Source organism: Psychrobacillus sp. BL-248-WT-3 (assembly GCF_012843435.1).
GTDB lineage: Bacteria > Bacillota > Bacilli > Bacillales_A > Planococcaceae > Psychrobacillus.
This window is the reverse complement of the sequence record NZ_JABAFC010000002.1, coordinates 153,932-170,572: the sequence shown is the minus strand read 5'-3', so window position 1 is coordinate 170,572 and position 16,641 is coordinate 153,932. Positions and strand designations below refer to the sequence as shown.

The 16,641-nt window shown below is 37.2% G+C and carries 16 protein-coding genes; 4 read left to right on the top strand and 12 right to left on the bottom strand.

The genetic code is table 11. The annotated features are described in order from the left end of the window. Positions 1–2: 2 nt before the first annotated feature. The 6 genes from zupT to HF876_RS02600 form a co-directional block, all read right to left on the bottom strand. Positions 3–812 (bottom strand): zinc transporter ZupT, encoded by an 810-nt coding sequence (gene zupT / locus HF876_RS02625; protein WP_169358489.1) that lies wholly within the window; start codon positions 810–812, stop codon positions 3–5. 83 nt (positions 813–895) lie between these two features. Next, a complete protein-coding gene (locus tag HF876_RS02620) occupies positions 896–1,522 on the bottom strand; it encodes a uracil-DNA glycosylase (protein ID WP_169358528.1) in 627 nt (208 codons plus the stop codon). Between the two features lie 70 nt (positions 1,523–1,592). Next, positions 1,593–2,210: a phosphatase PAP2 family protein gene (locus HF876_RS02615; RefSeq protein WP_169358488.1), complete on the bottom strand. Its 618-nt coding sequence runs from the start codon at positions 2,208–2,210 to the stop codon at positions 1,593–1,595. Positions 2,211–2,400: 190 nt separating this feature from the next. Next, complete coding sequence (locus HF876_RS02610; RefSeq protein WP_169358527.1) at positions 2,401–3,306, bottom strand: FAD-dependent oxidoreductase; 906 nt, start codon at positions 3,304–3,306, stop codon at positions 2,401–2,403. 210 nt (positions 3,307–3,516) lie between these two features. Then, complete coding sequence (locus HF876_RS02605) at positions 3,517–4,359, bottom strand: DUF6612 family protein (RefSeq protein WP_169358487.1); 843 nt, start codon at positions 4,357–4,359, stop codon at positions 3,517–3,519. 74 nt (positions 4,360–4,433) lie between these two features. Beyond that, positions 4,434–5,921 carry a peptide MFS transporter gene (locus HF876_RS02600; protein WP_169358486.1) on the bottom strand — a complete coding sequence of 496 codons (1,488 nt, stop codon included), beginning with the start codon at positions 5,919–5,921 and terminating at the stop codon, positions 4,434–4,436. 133 nt (positions 5,922–6,054) lie between these two features. On the opposite strand from HF876_RS02600, the gene HF876_RS02595 reads away from it, so the two are divergent. After that, on the top strand, positions 6,055–7,773 hold the full coding sequence (locus HF876_RS02595; RefSeq protein WP_169358485.1) for an ABC transporter ATP-binding protein: 1,719 nt from the start codon (positions 6,055–6,057) through the stop codon (positions 7,771–7,773). Between the two features lie 79 nt (positions 7,774–7,852). On the opposite strand, the gene hflX is transcribed toward HF876_RS02595, so the two are convergent. From hflX to HF876_RS02580, 3 genes are all read right to left on the bottom strand, one after another. Continuing rightward, positions 7,853–9,124: a GTPase HflX gene (gene hflX, locus HF876_RS02590; protein ID WP_169358484.1), complete on the bottom strand. Its 1,272-nt coding sequence runs from the start codon at positions 9,122–9,124 to the stop codon at positions 7,853–7,855. A gap of 15 nt (positions 9,125–9,139) precedes the next feature. Next, positions 9,140–9,880, bottom strand: a complete 741-nt coding sequence (locus tag HF876_RS02585; RefSeq protein WP_169358483.1) for a VOC family protein — start codon at positions 9,878–9,880, stop codon at positions 9,140–9,142. A 342-nt stretch (positions 9,881–10,222) separates the two neighbouring features. Next, positions 10,223–11,899 (bottom strand): AMP-binding protein, encoded by a 1,677-nt coding sequence (locus HF876_RS02580; RefSeq protein WP_205963973.1) that lies wholly within the window; start codon positions 11,897–11,899, stop codon positions 10,223–10,225. A 126-nt stretch (positions 11,900–12,025) separates the two neighbouring features. Between HF876_RS02580 and HF876_RS02575 the strand changes: the two genes are divergently transcribed. The 3 genes from HF876_RS02575 (at position 12,026) to HF876_RS02565 (ending at position 13,733) form a co-directional block, all read left to right on the top strand. Further along, the gene (locus tag HF876_RS02575) at positions 12,026–13,195 is read left to right on the top strand and encodes a class I SAM-dependent methyltransferase (protein WP_169358482.1); all 1,170 of its coding nucleotides are present in this window, start codon (positions 12,026–12,028) and stop codon (positions 13,193–13,195) included. A gap of 25 nt (positions 13,196–13,220) precedes the next feature. Continuing rightward, a complete protein-coding gene (locus HF876_RS02570; RefSeq protein ID WP_169358481.1) occupies positions 13,221–13,487 on the top strand; it encodes a hypothetical protein in 267 nt (88 codons plus the stop codon). 108 nt (positions 13,488–13,595) lie between these two features. Beyond that, positions 13,596–13,733 (top strand): hypothetical protein, encoded by a 138-nt coding sequence (locus HF876_RS02565; RefSeq protein ID WP_169358480.1) that lies wholly within the window; start codon positions 13,596–13,598, stop codon positions 13,731–13,733. Here HF876_RS02565 and HF876_RS02560 read toward each other — a convergent pair. The 3 genes from HF876_RS02560 to HF876_RS02550 all read right to left on the bottom strand — a co-directional run bounded on the left by HF876_RS02560 (position 13,714) and on the right by HF876_RS02550 (position 16,376). Further along, the gene (locus tag HF876_RS02560; RefSeq protein ID WP_169358479.1) at positions 13,714–14,094 is read right to left on the bottom strand and encodes a PH domain-containing protein; all 381 of its coding nucleotides are present in this window, start codon (positions 14,092–14,094) and stop codon (positions 13,714–13,716) included. The two genes, HF876_RS02565 and HF876_RS02560, sit on opposite strands and share 20 nt — an antisense overlap. 301 nt (positions 14,095–14,395) lie before the next feature. Further along, on the bottom strand, positions 14,396–15,688 hold the full coding sequence (locus tag HF876_RS02555) for an ABC transporter permease (RefSeq protein WP_169358478.1): 1,293 nt from the start codon (positions 15,686–15,688) through the stop codon (positions 14,396–14,398). Next, positions 15,678–16,376, bottom strand: a complete 699-nt coding sequence (locus HF876_RS02550) for an ABC transporter ATP-binding protein (RefSeq protein ID WP_169358477.1) — start codon at positions 16,374–16,376, stop codon at positions 15,678–15,680. Before HF876_RS02550 ends, HF876_RS02555 begins: the two co-directional genes overlap by 11 nt. Positions 16,377–16,641: the final 265 nt, after the last annotated feature.

Here is a 16,641-nt window from a genome sequence, read left to right as displayed (position 1 = left end):
TTTTATGCCATTAATACTAAACTTAAAGCCATCACAAGCATCCCAGCTACAACCCCATACATTGAAGAATGAGTTTCATCATACTTCTTCGCAGCAGGCAATAGCTCATCTAACGAAATAAATACCATAATACCGGCAACTGCCGCAAAAATTATCCCGAACATTACACCATTTAAAAATGGCATCAATATTAGAAAGGCAACTAAAGCACCTACTGGTTCTGCCAGCCCGGATAGGAATGAAAGTTTAAATGCTTTCATTCGACTACCCGTAGCATAAAATATAGGAACCGCTACGGCAATCCCCTCTGGAATATTATGAATAGCTACTGCAATAGCTATTGCTATACCAAGGTTAGGATCCTGTAATGCTGAAGCAAAGGTTGCAATCCCCTCTGGGAAATTATGAATACCAATAGCAAGTGCAGTAAACATACCCATTTTCATTAAACGAGCATCTTCTGCATTCGCTGGTTTGAGTTTCATATCCTCAACACCTTTTACTTCATGCGGATTTTCATGTGAAGGAATCAACCTATCTATTAAAGCGATGAAAAACATCCCGCCGAAGAAACCAGCTAAAGTAACCCAATAGCCATTAGTAGAACCTAGCTCTTCTACTAATGAATCTTTGGCCTTAACAAATATCTCTACGAGGGAAACATAAATCATCACGCCAGCTGAAAACCCAAGTGCTACAGATAGGAACTTTTTGTTTGTTCTAGTAGTAAGTAAAGACAATAAGCTCCCTATTCCAGTAGCTAGGCCAGCAAATAAAGTAAGTAATAATGCAAAAACTACATTTCCATCCATTGACCCATCTTCTTTCTCTCTAATTTAAGCTTATTATACTTAAAAAGTTTCCTTTAAGCAACTTTCTTCAACCTAAGAAAGTGTCAAAATTTTTGCGTTTTAATGTAATCCCCTATCGTTTTCCAATCATCTTCTAGAAATTCTCTGTTGGAAGGGCGATAGAATACAGAAGCAGGATGATAGGTTGGAATAATTGTATAAGTTTCACTAGACCAAGTATATTGGGTGGAGTTTAAAGACTCTAAAATTTGAACCGGTCTTTGCAATAATTGACCGTGTAATTTAGAAACTGTCGCACTTTTTCCAAGTAAGCGTTGTAATCCCACATTACCTAACGTAACGATTAGTAATGGAGAAATATTTAATAGTTCAAAATCTAATATTGGAGCATGAGCAATGATCTCACTTTGAGTGGGTGGGCGATTATACTTCTTTTTTACAGACTCACCGTTTCTTTCTTTTTTATCTTTCCATATGAATGGACGGCTTCTTACAGCACTTGTCATATATACATCTTCTCTTGTTAGTCCTATACTAGCTAACGATTTTTTTAGTTCCTCCCCTGCTCTCCCTACAAAAGGGAGACCTTGTATAGCCTCGTTCTCTCCAGGTGCTTCTCCCACGAGCATAAGAGTAGGCTTTCTCGGTCCTTTACCTTTTACAAAACCTTCAACCGGTGATCCCTCTATTCTTTTTATGCATATATCCATTAAATGGTTCGGTATCTCAAACACTTTTTTCCCTCCTTACAAAAAATCCTCTCCACGAATCGGAAAGGATTTATAATCTATTCTTTTTATTTTTTCTCTTACGCTTTCTATATTCGTACCAAAGAGCCACCAGTACAAACCATGTATACCCTACCATCCACCCAGCAAACACATCGGATGCATAGTGTCGAGACTCTGCTATTCGAGAAAGTCCTATCATGACGGACATGAATATGGCCCCCAACCAAATGGTTACGGTAATTTTTCTATTAGTCTGATGCTCAGTAGCTAAATAAGCAATTGTAAACAAATAGAGCAGGCCAACCATCGCATGACCAGAGGGGAAACTATAAGTTTCTAATTGGGAAGGGACGTCGGGACGCTCTCGTTGGATTACTCTTTTAAGCAGCTGGTTCAAGGCATTCCCTACTCCAACCGTAAATAAAACAAATAGCATGCCTCGATAATTATGAGAACGTATCCATAATAATAAAATAATTAATAACGCGATAAGTAAAATAAATTTGGTATCACCAAAATAGTGAAATGCTGTGATAAATGAATTACCTTCAAGAAGGTTGCCCATTTTTTGATCTAACGACACTACTTCATCTTTAGCTATATTCAAAAACAGCATTGTAAACCCTAGTAATGTAACAAATCCTAGTGGATAAAACCATTTTTTCACAGAATCCCTCCTATTTATTATAAGAATTATAAGCCAGATAGCTTACAAGTACAAAGAATTAGCGAATGATATAGATTCATAAGCTAATTTTAGAGAGGGGACAGAGGTTCTAAGCAACCTCTGCTTTCAAGGGTAATCGATTAGGAGAATAGACAGATTTTAATGAGTCAAAGATGCAATTATAAAAATACTAGAATCGTTCCTCCGTCAAATCTGTGTTAATGGAGACGGCCGCCTTGTTTCCATCTGCAGCTGCAATCATAAGAGATGAAGGTATAGGCTTCCTAGATTCTCCAGCGACATATACATTTTTTTGTGTTGTGCGACAACGTGGATCAGTCATCACCCTTCCTTTCTCGTCTATTTCACAACCTAATTTCTCAGCAAAATAGTTTGGGCGATAATACGTGGGAGCAACAAATCCAAGAGTTCTATTAATAATCTCACCGGACGCTAACCTTACCTCTTTGAGATAACCCTCTTCACCTACAAGTTCCTCTATTCGATCATTTTTTATTTCAATATTATGCTTGGCAAGCTCACGCATACCTTCCTGTGATAAGTCATTTCCATTAGTTAGCACCAACAGGTCATTTGACCAATTATAAATGAGTTTAACCATATGAAGGATGTGTTCTTCCTTTTCAGCTAGAATTAGAAGTGGCTTATCCCGTAACTCCCACCCATCACAATAAGGACAACTAAAGAGGCTTTTTCCATAGAACTTCCGAATACTTTCAATCGGAAATACTTCCTGAATACCTGTTGCGAGCAATAATTTTTCGGAAACATATTCATTATTGTCTCTTGTTTTAACGATAAAATTACCTTCCTCTTTCTCTCTCCTTACTTCAATAATGGTCTTATTAAAGTAACTTACATTCGGGTAATTTTTTAATTCGCTTAGCCCAATCCCTTTGAATTCATGTGGTTTTATGCCATCTCTTGTTATAAATCCATGTGATTCATGAGTTACTCTATTACGATTTGTCCCATCGTCGAATAAGGCAATTTTTCTTCGTGCTCTTCCTAAAGTTAAACTAGCACCCAGGCCTGCGGGGCCGCCTCCAATAATAATACAGTCATACATTGATATTGCCTCCTTACATATGCCATGTCAAAGAGGTTAGCATGCTAACCTTCCTTTTAATAAATAATTTTCCCCTTTTAGTGTTCCCTAAATTTAATGTTTCCTAACATTACTTTATTAAGAAAACTTTAAAAAACTAAGGGCTTGAAGGAAATAGAAAAAGCCTGCCTATAAATGTTGAATTATCCAACAATTATAGCCAGGCTTTACTCATTTTTATATAGTTATCGCACTATCAATAACTTCTTGAGGAATTTCAATTTTTTCTACTCCATTAAAGTTAGAGAAATCTGTCTTCATATCTTGATTCATATTAATAGATTCGCCTTCTGCCTCCATATCCATATCTACAGTAACATCAACCTTAGTAGTTTGGAAGCTCTCTTTATCAATATGAATTAAGTAACTGATTGAATTAATTTTCACATCTAGTTGTACGTCTTCTCCAGCCTGTGCCATGCTTTGAAGCGTTTCATCTATTTGAGCTTGTACTAATTCATTAAATTTGTCCCCTGATGCATCAAGCGTCAAAATATAATTTTTGTCATCTTGTTCAAACTTAAAGTCTTTAATATAGTCTTCAAGTTCAGCAAGCGAGCTAGCAGGGTTAGCTGAATTTGTTTGTGCCATGACGTCACCCAGTGCATCTGTTGGTAGCTTCATCCACTGCTTCCCTGTTCCCTCATACATATAGAACTCAGTTCCATTGAAGTACATCTCTGTTTCCATCGACTCGTCCATTGATCCGTCTTCTGTTTTCATAGAAGTTGTTCCTTTTTGGTACATTTGCATTGGTTCAATAACTACATCCATATCCATGTCAGCCTTAAGCTCTACGTTTGCTTCTTCACTTGGTATATTCATTTTTTGGTGCAAATTCACTTTAGCAGAAACACTTTTCAGTTCCTCAGATACTTCCATTGACTTGTTATATACTTCTTCCAAAGTCATATCAGTAGTTTCTTTTACTTCCTTATTAGCCGGTGTAGCAGTGTCGTTACAAGCAGCTAATGCAAAAGTCATCGTAGTAGCCGCTAATAGCATTTTCCATTTCTTCATGTTAGTCCCATCCCTTCTTTGTTTCACACTTAACATACGAACAAATTATTGAAAGGTTTCACTTTTTTTACAAATTAACGAATACCACGCATGTATTTTTGGATGACCGGTGTCATTAGATAAAGAATTACCCCTAACCCTATTGCAATTGCACCTATTACTCCAAAGTACATAATTTCTGTTTCTGGCTTGTACAATTTTACAACCTGCGCATTAATTGCTTGTGCAGAGGCATTTGTCATAAACCATAAACTCATCGTTTGTGCAGCAAAAGCAGCTGGAGCTAGCTTTGTAGTTGCAGACAAACCAACTGGTGAAAGAAGCAACTCACCAAGTACTACTAAGAAAAAGCTTAGAACAAGCCACATAGGATTAGCTAACGTATCAGTACCATTAAAGTAAGCAGGGAAAATCATTACTACAAAGGACAGACCCGCAAAGAATAACCCATATGCAAATTTACGAGGGGTTGACGGTTGTCTATTCCCAAGTTTCACCCATAGCCACGCAAAGACTGGAGCAAGGGCGATGATAAATAATGGATTCAACGATTGGAACCATGCAGGTGAAATTTCAAATGACCCAAGAGTTAGATCTACACGCTCATCTGCATATTGAGCTAAAATGTTAGAACCTTGCTCTTGAATTGCCCAGAACATCATAGCTGCTACGAAAAGTGGAATGTAAGCAAGTAAACGAGACTTTTCATCTTCCGTTGACTTATCACTTCTATACATAATGATGAAGTATAGAGTTGGGATTAAAATACCAAGTATGGAGATAGTCATAGTGAAAACGTCAATCGTCATAATACCAGCTTGAATCAGATAAAAACCAAGTGCTGCAATAATTACTACAGCTATTGCTAATCTAGTAAAGAATTTTTTCTTTCCTTCTTTAGTAAGCGGATTTGGTACATAAGATCCTGCCAAGCCTAAATATTTTTTCTTAGTTAGTAAAAAGACTACTAAACCGATTGCCATACCTACAGCTGCCAAACCAAACCCTAAATGGAAGTTATACTCTAAGCCGATTGTCCCAACAATTAATGGTGCAATGAAAGCTCCCATATTGATACCCATATAGAAAATACTGAAACCTGAATCTCTACGAGCATCCTCAGCGGAATATAAATCACCGACAATAGTAGAAATATTAGACTTTAATAAACCAGTACCAATAATGATAAATGCCATGGATATGAATAAGGTAGTTAAACCACCTGGGAATGCCAGTACAATATGACCGATCATAATTAATACTCCGCCATAGAACACTGTTCTAGTAGTACCGAATAGTCTATCGGCTATCCAACCACCAATAATCCCAGACATATAAACTAAGGAGCCATAAACAGCCATAATAGAGTTAGCTGTTGATCGTTCTAGCCCTAAACCGCCTTGAGTCACTTCGTAATACATATAATAGATTAAAATTGCGCGCATACCGTAGTATGAAAAACGCTCCCAAAACTCCGTAAAGAACAAGGATAGAAGACCTTTCGGCTGTCCAAAAAATCCTGTTTGCGGTACGGATTTTACTATTTCTTCTTTCGATAACATCTAATTACGCCTCATTTCTACAAAATAATAATTAAAATATTTCCTATTCTTTCAAAAAAGAAACATTATAATATTTCGACAACTGAAATTATTCGTTATAATAGTCGTTATGATAATGAAAAGGGGATACGAAATGCTCAAGAAATTTTTTTCATTTTACAAACCACATAAACGATTATTTATTATTGATTTTAGCAGTGCCGTTTTTGTTGCAATTTTAGAACTAGCATTTCCAGTAGCTGTGCAATGGTTTATCGATGACCTTCTGCCCTCAGGAAATTGGGAGACAATTGTGCGTGTAGGTATAGTTCTCTTATTCGTCTATATTATTAGTACTGTACTCCAATATATCGTGAGCTACTTGGGGCACAAGTTAGGTATTAACATTGAGACGGATATGAGACAAAAACTATTCAACCATGTCCAACGACAATCATTCCGTTTTTTTGATAACACGAAAACGGGCCACATTATGAGTAGAATCACAAATGACCTGTTTGATATCGGAGAACTAGCACACCATGGACCCGAGGACCTATTTATTGCCATAATGACTATTATAGGCACCTTCACTATTATGTTCAACATTAATCCCGAGTTGGCTATTATTGCTATTATAATGGTTCCATTTTTATCTATTGTAGCAACCTATGGGAATATCATGATGAATAAAGCTTGGAAAAATATGTACGGGAAAATCGCTGACGTCAATGCAAGAGTAGAAGACAGCGTTTCCGGAGTACGAGTTGTTCAATCCTTTACAAATGAAAATTTTGAAATTTCAAGATTCAAGGAAGATAATTCACAATTCCGAATAGCGAAACTAAAAGCTTACAAAGTCATGGCAGGTACTCATTCTACCATCTATATGATGACAAGGCTAGTAACTTTAGTTGTCCTGGTAGTAGGAGCATGGTTCTCATTTCAAAACTACATAACTTATGGAGAGCTAGTAAGTTTTATTTTATATGTAAATGTACTAATTAAGCCAGTGGATAAAATTACCGCTTTATTGGAATTATATCCAAAAGGAATGGCTGGATTTAAGCGCTTCTTAGAATTAGTGGAGCAAGAGCCTGAAATCGAAGATAAACCGAATGCAATTCAAGTAAATCATTTAAACGGTAATATTTCCTTTAGTAATGTTAGCTTCCAATACGATGAGCACAAAACTGTGTTAAAGGATATTAACCTTTCCATACGTGCTGGTGAAACAGTAGCGTTTGTTGGCCCTTCCGGGGCAGGGAAAACAACCATTTGTTCCTTAATACCTCGTTTTTACGATGTTAGTGACGGGGCAATTTCTGTTGATGGGATCAATATACAAGATTTATCGCTTCAATCACTCCGCTCACAAATCGGAATAGTCCAACAGGATGTATTTTTGTTTACCGGCACCATTCGAGAAAATATTGCTTATGGAAAAAAGGATGCTACGGAAGAGGAAATTCGTAGCGCAGCTAAGAAAGCACATTTAGAAAGCTTAATCGCTTCCTTACCAGCTGGGTATGATACACAAATAGGAGAGCGTGGACTAAAATTGTCAGGTGGACAAAAACAAAGACTGGCAATAGCTCGAATGTTTTTAAAGAATCCGCCTATTCTCATTTTGGATGAGGCAACTTCTGCTCTCGATACAGAAACAGAAAAAATTATCCAGCAATCACTAATGGAGTTGGCAGAGGATCGTACAACTCTTATAATTGCCCACCGCTTAGCAACAATTAGAGACGCGGACCGGGTAATTGTAGTAACTGAGGATGGAATTGCTGAAGATGGATCATATAACGAGCTTGTGGCTAAAGAAGGTATTTTTGCAAGACTTCATAACATACAGTTTCAACAAGTTTAAACTATAATATACTGAGCTAATTTGAAAAAACAGCATAAAAAAAGAAGAAGCTCCGAAATTTATTCGGAGCTTCTTCTTTTTATGGTTGATACACAAATTCCTCTAAACGATCATAATCTGATTTTTTTAATTCCACGTGTACTAGCGTTCCTTCTTCCTCATATGAGGTCGACTTAACCGTGGCTTTCTCATTCAGATATGAAACGATATCTCCTCGATCAAATGGAATTAGCAGATCGCACTGAACATAGTCAGAGAATATATATTTTTTTATAATATCTAGTAGTTCATCTAAACCTTTCCCATCTTTTGCAGATATCCAAATATTACTTCCTGCAACGTGTGGGTACATCATGTCTGCTAAATCGGATTTATTGTAAACAAAAATTGTTGGAACGTCCTTTACTCCTACTTCAAGTAGCGTTTCATTCGTCACATCCATCATATATCGGTGTTCATCATTAGAAACATCGACCACGTGTAATAGTAGATTAGCGTCCCTTGCCTCCTCGAGTGTTGATCGGAATGCCTTCACTAGATGATGGGGTAGTTTACTGACAAATCCTACTGTATCAGTTAATAGGAATTCCTTTTGGTCTGGTAGTTTAATCTGACGGACGGAAGTTTCCAATGTAGCAAATAGCATGTCTTTCTCAAATACCTGCTTCGATTGTTCTTGTCCAATCTTTTGAAGCAGTTGGTTCATAATCGTAGACTTTCCGGCGTTGGTATAGCCAACTAGAGAAACAACAGGTATATTATTTTTTTTACGTTGCTTTCTTTGCGTTTCCCTTTGATCCTTAACTAGTTCTAGCTCTCTCTTCAGCTTTGCTATTTGGTCTTCGATTTTACGACGATCCAGCTCTAGCTTTGTTTCCCCAGCACCACGGTTACTAACTCCTCCGCCCGTACTACCACCCTGACGACCAAGGGAGGCTCGCAGACCGACAAGTCTCGGTAGCATATATTGAAGTTGTGCTAGTTCCACTTGCATTTGTGCCTCATTAGATTTTGCACGTCTTGCAAAAATGTCTAAAATTAGCATAGTACGATCTATTACCTTGCATTCTAAATCCCGCTCTAGATTCCTTATTTGGGATGGAGAAAGTTCATCGTTAAATATAACGAGATTTGCATCTGTAGCATCGAAGAGATTTTTTATCTCCTCTACTTTACCTGTTCCTACATAATGAGAAGATGTCACTCGCTCTAAATTTTGAGTGATTTCACCAACAACCTCCACATCTAAAGCTGCAGCTAAATTAATAAGCTCCTCTAATTCGTATTCGAAATGCTCATCTTTTTGTAGCTTAACTGCAACTACAATTGCTCTTTCATCTAACTGTTCCATTATAAAATCCTCCTCTTAATCGAAACGATATACTCCTTGTTCGTAAATTATAGCTTCTTGGTTAGGGAGGCCTTTAATTTGCACACTAACAAGCCTTTCTTTAGTCCCTTGTTTCAGCTGTTTAAATATTAAATTTGTATTTGGTAAGAATAACGTTTGGTGATCGTAAGTAACATTCAGATAGCTAGTCCATTTCTCTATTACTTCCCTTGGATTTGCTACATGAAACTCACAGCTCTCAATGGTAAGTTGGAGATTACTATTGTTCACTGTTCCCTCCTTCTGAAGCAACTCATATCTTTCATCATCCGTTTCTTCCCACTCTATAAAAAATGGCGCAGGTAAGCTGTCACTAACTTCTTCTTTAATAAATAGCATTTTCCATTTACGTAAAGATCCAGCAGCTGTCTTTCTTTCAGCATACAATACTCCTGTTGTTTCTATACCTTTATTTTCTAAGTCTTTTCTAAGTACTTCCAAATCGTTTGCCCTAATGCAAATCGTTCCAAAACCTGAACCTTCTTTTAAATCATGGAGCATTAATTCTACTAAAGGGTGTACTACACGCCTAGCTACCTGTTCCTCTTCCATCGCTAACCATTCTACATAACTATTTTTCGTATAAAGAAGCGCATTATACGTCCCCCAGTTTAAATGCTGTCCACCAACCACGGCATGAACTCCTTGCTGTTGCCAATCTTCGGCCACTTCTGTAGGTTTTTTATTTACAAAATGAACAATATGGTCTAAAAACATACATTCACCTCTTATCTCAAAATTATCCTTTTATTAAATTAAGTATACAGGAAAACTGAAAAAAGCACCGATTATAACCTCGGTGCTTAAATCCTAAGTGTAAGCTCAGATCACACTAATACTAATTCTAGGGAACATGAACTGCGAGGAACTGCCTCCTCGCTTTTTCCCATTTGCCTGTCGGGGCAGACATAGGCGGTTTCGCTTTTCTTGGTGGCTAGCTGCACCGCCTTGCCCCTCGGGGTCAAATGGGTAAAAGCTCCGGTGGCTGAGGAACTGCCTCCTCACTTTCCCCCATTTGCCTGTCGGGGCAGACATAGGCGGTTTCGCTTTTCTTGGTGGCTATGCTTCTATTTTCTCTTTTGACATTTCTCTCAGTAAGAATTTCTGGATCTTCCCTGATGCTGTCATTGGGTATGCATCGATGAATTCAATATATCTTGGTATTTTATGATAAGATATTTTCCCTTTACAGTATTCCTTCAAATCATCTGACGTCAAGCTTTTTCCTGTTTTTAGAATTACCCAAGCCATTAGCTCTTCTCCATATTTCGGGTCTGGTACACCCACAACCTGTACGTCTTGAATAGCTGGATGCTGATAAAGAAATTCTTCTACTTCTTTCGGATAAATATTCTCACCACCTCGAATTACCATATCCTTGATTCTCCCGGTTATGTCGATATAACCTTCGTCATCCATTACGGCAATATCGCCAGTGTGGAGCCAACCGTTGTCATCAATTGTCGATTTTGTTGCTTCTTCATTTTTATAGTAACCTTTCATCACTAAATATCCTCTTGTACATAGTTCCCCAGGTACTCCTGCAGGGGTATCCTCTCCTGTTGCTGGATCTATTATTTTCACTTCTACTCCAGGATGAGCTTTTCCAACTGAGGACACTCTTTTTTCAATTGAATCATCTGTTTTAGTTTGCGTAATAACTGGCGAGGATTCAGTTTGTCCATAGGCAATGGTAATTTCAGTTGCACCCATGTCTTCCATCACCTTCTTCATAACTTCTATCGGACATATAGAACCAGCCATTATTCCAGTACGTAAGGTAGTTAAATCAAATTGCTTAAAATCTGGATGATTTAATTCAGCGATGAACATGGTTGGTACTCCGTGTAAAGCAGTACATTTCTCATCCTGCACTATTTTCAACACTTTCCCTGCATCAAATTGTTCAATGATTACCATTGTAGTCCCATGTGTTACTGAAGCAATTGTTCCCATGACACAACCGAAGCAATGAAAGAAGGGTACAGGTATACAAAGACGGTCATGTTCCGTTAGATGAATGTAGTCTCCTACAAGCTGACCATTGTTAACTATATTTTTATGGGAAAGCATTACTCCCTTTGGAAATCCAGTCGTTCCAGAAGTATATTGAATATTAATGACTTCATCATTATGAGTCGCTCTCATTGCATCCTCTAAAGTCTCATTCGATACTTGCTTTGCAAATTCAACGAACTCCGACCATTTATAAATTCCTGGGTAGTCATTTTCACTCATTACAATCACTCGTTTTAAATAGGGAAGTTTTTCAGATTGAATATTCCCTTTTTCTGCTGTATTTATTTGAGGGCAAATTGCACGAATAATGTCGAGATAAGAAGTAGTTTTAAAGGATTCACATAAAATAAGAGTAGTAGCATCTGATTGCTGTAATAGATATTCCAGTTCTTTTTCCTGATAGTTTGTATTAACCGTTACTAAAACTGCTCCCATTTTTCCAGTTGCAAATTGGCTTAATAGCCATTCTCTTTTATTGTCTGACCAAATGGCAATATGTTCTCCTTTTTGAACACCCATGCCAATAAATGCTTTAGCAAGCTCGTCAGTTTCCATATCAAACTCTTTATAAGTTTTACGAATCCCATGCTTAGGGTACACATAAGCCTCTTTGTCAGGAAACTTACTTGCGGCTTCCTTTACTATCTCCCCAATTGTTTTTTCATTTAACAACCCAATCTCCCCTTTCGATTGACTACTCACCACTAATATTATCATAAAATTCTGATATTATAAAAGGTATATAGACGTTTTAACTCTTCTTATACGATAGCTAATCTATCTATGAAATATGTCGTTGTGATACACTAATTTCAAGTATCTTACGAAAAAGAAGGCGATTATATGGAATTCAACGAAATGAAAGACAACGTATTAAAGCAAATCTTATCTAAACAGCTGATTCAAGCAACAATAAGCCAACCAAGGGCTAAATCTAATGAAATAAAGCGCATCAAACTAAAGCCTATTGAAATAAAAAATATGTACCACATCCAATTAGAATACCAATACGAACGTATTTTAAAGCACGAAAATATTCGAATAGAAGAATTCTCTTCAACATGGGAAAAGTTACTGGAGGATTTCCGCCAAATTCACGGTGATTTTCTTGAGGAAAAAATTCAAATACAACTTTCTAAGAAAAATAAAGTGATGTATAAAACTGAAAAAAACACATCATTGAAACAAGTGGATTTATCTCATAATCGTAAAAAAAACTACTTGTTAGACGAGCATACAGCTTATCCTTTTTTAATCCGATTAGGAGTTCAAACCTCTGAAGGAAAAGTAAAAAAACAAAAGTACGATAAATTTAAACAAATTAATCGTTTTATTGAATTTATAGATGATACTTTGGCTTATTTACCAAAGGATAAAACCGTTCGTATTCTAGATTTTGGCTCTGGTAAATCCTATTTAACGTTTGCCCTTTATCACTATTTAAAAATTGAAAAGGGATTAGACATTCGTGTTACCGGCCTTGACTTAAAAAAGGAAGTAATTGAAGAATGTTCACAAATAGCTAAAGATCTAGATTATGACCATTTGGAATTTTTGGTAGGAGATATTAACGATTATAACGATGAAACTGCCGTAGACATGGTTGTTACCTTACATGCTTGTGATGTTGCAACTGATATGGCACTTGCCCGAGCGGTTAAGTGGAATGCTAACGTCATTTTAAGTGTACCTTGCTGTCAGCACGAGTTAAATAGACAGCTTGATGCCCCTGAGTTAAACATTATGCTCAAGCATGGACTAATAAAAGAACGCTTTTCAGCACTTGCTACAGATTCAATTCGCGCTGAAATATTGAATATGGTAGGCTACGAGGCTCAATTAGTGGAGTTTATAGATATGGAAAATACACCCAAAAATATTTTAATCCGTGCCTATAAAACAGATGGTAAACCAACCAACGAGCAAATAGAAGCTTATAAACAATTTAAACAGATGCTAAAAGCTCAACCGTTTCTAGAAAATGAACTTAAGGAATACTTGAATATAGACTAATCATGACAATCCAAGGAGAGAACATATGAAAGATCCAACTTATCAAAAAGTGGTATATGGCATAGTAATGGCTATTGCAGTGATAATTGTTCATTTTTTAAATGTAAGAGTATATCCCCTGCAACCTATTTTCTCTATACTCATCGCTATATTAATAATTTATGTAGGCATTACTGTTGTAAAAAAGTCAGGGAAATTTGAACAGACAATCTCAAGGATGAAATATAACTTACTAAACCTGGTGGTAGTCTTTATACTATTTATCGCATACTTTACAATTGACCCATCTTAGAAGAAAAGCTTCATCGCCTGCCCTGCCCCGACAGGCAAATGGGAAAATGCGAGGAGGCAGCTCTTCAGCCACCGGAGCTTTTTACCATTTGACCCGAGGGGCAAGGCGATGAAGCTAGACACCAAGAAAAGCTTCATCGCCTATCTCTGCCCCGAATTAATATTTTGGATAGCAAAAAAACTTGAAGGGTTCGATCCCTTCAAGTTTTTTGGTCTTTATACTGAAATTATTTTAACGTATAAGTAGCTAATACTTGCTGCACTTTAAAGATGTTTAGACTCTTATTAAAACGTTTTTGGATAGGCTCAGCACTTCCGGAGATAAAGATTTTTAACTCCGCATCTAAATCCATCATACTGCCTGCTGTTTCCACACTAAAATGTAAAATGGATGAATAAGGTATAGAATGATATTCTACTTTTTTTCCTGACATCCCTTGCTTATCTACCAAAAGCAGTCTTTTGGATGTAAATACAATTAGATCACGCACTAATTTATAAGCATGTTCTACCTTTTCACCTTGAATCAGGATTTCACTTAACTCTTTTTCTACTGTATCTACATTTGTTTCGGAAGCATTTCCAAGTAATCCGTTTAAAATAGACAATTTATTCCCTCTTTTCATGGTATGTTATTTATTTAACAAGTGTCTTTATGACATTTCAATATCTTTGTTTGAAGAACATGTATGATTGTATCACATCTTATCCCACTATTATGTTGTCATTAAATTGATTTAATGGTAAACGCTTAATCTCCACTTTTAATTCGTTAACGCAAGTTCTGCTACCATCAGATATAGGGTCTTGTCACCATACCATTTCGCTATGCATCAACTTTTTCTTTAATAAAGCTTTTGCATAAAAAGAGTGAACCGATGCTTAAACGCATCCGTTCACTCTTTTATGTTATAGCTCTTGTCGCAAAGCCTGAATTACATCTATTTTAGTTGCTTTCTTAGCTGGTCTCCATCCAGAGATCATAGCTACTCCAATACTTATGCAAGACGCAATAGCTACAAGTTGCCAAGGGATTAACGAAAACGTTAAATTCATTCCCGCAATACTCTCCTCCTCTAATGCCATGCCCACAACAATTGGCAAGACTAGATTAGCTAAATAACTCACTACATAAGAAATAATTACTGCAAGCACAGTTCCAATAATACCGATCCATGCACTTTCCATGAGAAACAGTCGTCTGATCAATTTTGGGCTAGCCCCAATTGCTTTCATCACTCCAATTTCTCTTGTTCTCTCTGTAACCGCCATTGTCATTGTATTAAAGATACCTATAGATGAAATTAAAACTGCAATCGTGCCTACAAATATAAGTCCTATTTTAAACGCCATAAAAAATACATCTAACTGCTCCAATTGCTCGGAAACAGAGTAAACACTGTAACCCATCTCTTTAAGTTCATCTGTTGCAGCCTTGACGTCCTCTAGACTAGCAGTAAAAACTTTCGTTTCTGTGTATAGAACCTCTTCTGGTACCTCCGCTACATTCGCTGTATAGGACGCCATTAATGTTTCCGTCCAAGATTCATCCATTAGGACAATTTTATCGACTATCCAGTCTTTTGCTGGTTGCTTAGTAACCCCTACAATTGTAAACGTCCATTGTTCTGGAAAAGTATCCTCTTGACCATATGGCTTCATGGCTAGAGTAACCTCTTTACCTATTATGGATTCTTCATACCCTTTCGGTATTTCTCCATCCTCTGCTGCTCCATCTTCCCAAGTTGTACGCTCTTGTTCTGTCCACAAGTTTTCTGCGAAGTGATAGCCAACAATAATTTCATTACCATCTTTAGGCATTCTACCCTCGGATAATGAAAGGTTTGAATTTGTTTCTTCTTTAAAATTCGTTAGCTTGGAGTTTCCAAAAATTGTTCTATCCTCTAATTTGAAAACAGTTTCGACGTCTATGCTAGCACGTTGAACAACTGCTCCGACCGAATCTATATTTTTTATTTCCTCATAATCGATTACGCCTTCGTTACCATACACTTCTACCTCTGTAATAGCTTGGTCCTCTAAAATTTCAGAACGCATCATATCTTGTACACCAAACCCTATAGAAGCTAGAACGATTAAAAATGCACAACCCATTGTTGCGGCAAGCACTGTCATAAATACTCGGAGTTTATTTTTCTTAATATGCTGGGATACAAATTCTAGCTGATCCTTAAATAACATGAGACATATCCTCCTTCCTAAGTTCTCCGTCGTGCATCTTTAACTTGCGGTGTGCGATACTAGCTACCTCTTCATCATGAGTGATAATAACAAACGTGATCCCCATAGTCTGATTGAGTTCTTGAATGAGAAGTAGAATGTCCTGCTCTGTCTCTGAGTCTAGGCTACCGGTTGGCTCATCTGCTAATAAAATAGGGGGACTCGTGATTAATGCACGAGCTATACTAACCCGCTGTTGCTGCCCACCAGACAATTCATTTGGATAATGATCGGACACAGAATCTAGACCTACCTTTTTCATAATTTGAAGGACGGTTACTTTACGTTTTTTAGCAGAAATTCCTTTCAGCTTTAATGGCAGCTCCACATTTTCAAAAGCAGTTAAACCAGGCATCAGCTGAAAGTTTTGAAAGATAAAGCCGAAATTATTTAAGCGAAAGGCTGCTCTTTCGGTTTCATTTAACTTAACAGTCTCTTGACCATTTATAAGAATAGACCCTTGTTCTGGACTCATAAAGCCTGCAAGCGTGTTCAATAAAGTAGACTTACCCGAACCACTTTTCCCAACTACCGCCACAATTTCTCCTTGTTGTACGTCAAAGGAGAGATTCTTTAGTACAGGCACCTTCTTCTCTTTTCCTTTCTTTCCAATTAAAAATGTATGATTGACATTCTTTACATGTATCATGCAATACCCCTTCCTTGTTACCTTCTATTCATTATAGTTAACGTTTCTTAACATTCAGGAAGGATAAAAATGAAGAAATTCTTAAGAAAGACAACTAAATTCATGAATTTGGTGCACAAGAAAAGCGCAAGCGCCTATGTCTGCCCCGACAGGCAAATGGAGAAAAGCTAGGAGGCAGTTCCTCAGCCACCGGAGCTTTTATCCATTTGACCCCGAGGGGCAAGGCGATGAAGCTAGACATCAAATTACCCACAGGTTCAGAATT

Excerpts from the sequence above, each read along its gene's own strand:
- zupT (WP_169358489.1), bottom strand. The coding sequence starts at position 812 with ATGGATGGAAATGTAGTTTTTGCATTATTACTTACTTTATTTGCTGGC.
- HF876_RS02620 (WP_169358528.1), bottom strand. The coding sequence starts at position 1,522 with ATGGATATATGCATAAAAAGAATAGAGGGATCACCGGTTGAAGGTTTT.
- HF876_RS02605 (WP_169358487.1), bottom strand. The coding sequence starts at position 4,359 with ATGAAGAAATGGAAAATGCTATTAGCGGCTACTACGATGACTTTTGCA.
- HF876_RS02600 (WP_169358486.1), bottom strand. The coding sequence starts at position 5,921 with ATGTTATCGAAAGAAGAAATAGTAAAATCCGTACCGCAAACAGGATTT.
- HF876_RS02595 (WP_169358485.1), top strand. The coding sequence starts at position 6,055 with ATGCTCAAGAAATTTTTTTCATTTTACAAACCACATAAACGATTATTT.
- hflX (WP_169358484.1), bottom strand. The coding sequence starts at position 9,124 with ATGGAACAGTTAGATGAAAGAGCAATTGTAGTTGCAGTTAAGCTACAA.
- HF876_RS02585 (WP_169358483.1), bottom strand. The coding sequence starts at position 9,880 with ATGTTTTTAGACCATATTGTTCATTTTGTAAATAAAAAACCTACAGAA.
- HF876_RS02580 (WP_205963973.1), bottom strand. The coding sequence starts at position 11,899 with ATGATAATATTAGTGGTGAGTAGTCAATCGAAAGGGGAGATTGGGTTG.
- HF876_RS02575 (WP_169358482.1), top strand. The coding sequence starts at position 12,026 with ATGGAATTCAACGAAATGAAAGACAACGTATTAAAGCAAATCTTATCT.
- HF876_RS02570 (WP_169358481.1), top strand. The coding sequence starts at position 13,221 with ATGAAAGATCCAACTTATCAAAAAGTGGTATATGGCATAGTAATGGCT.
- HF876_RS02565 (WP_169358480.1), top strand. The coding sequence starts at position 13,596 with ATGAAGCTAGACACCAAGAAAAGCTTCATCGCCTATCTCTGCCCCGAA.
- HF876_RS02555 (WP_169358478.1), bottom strand. The coding sequence starts at position 15,688 with ATGTTATTTAAGGATCAGCTAGAATTTGTATCCCAGCATATTAAGAAA.
- HF876_RS02550 (WP_169358477.1), bottom strand. The coding sequence starts at position 16,376 with ATGATACATGTAAAGAATGTCAATCATACATTTTTAATTGGAAAGAAA.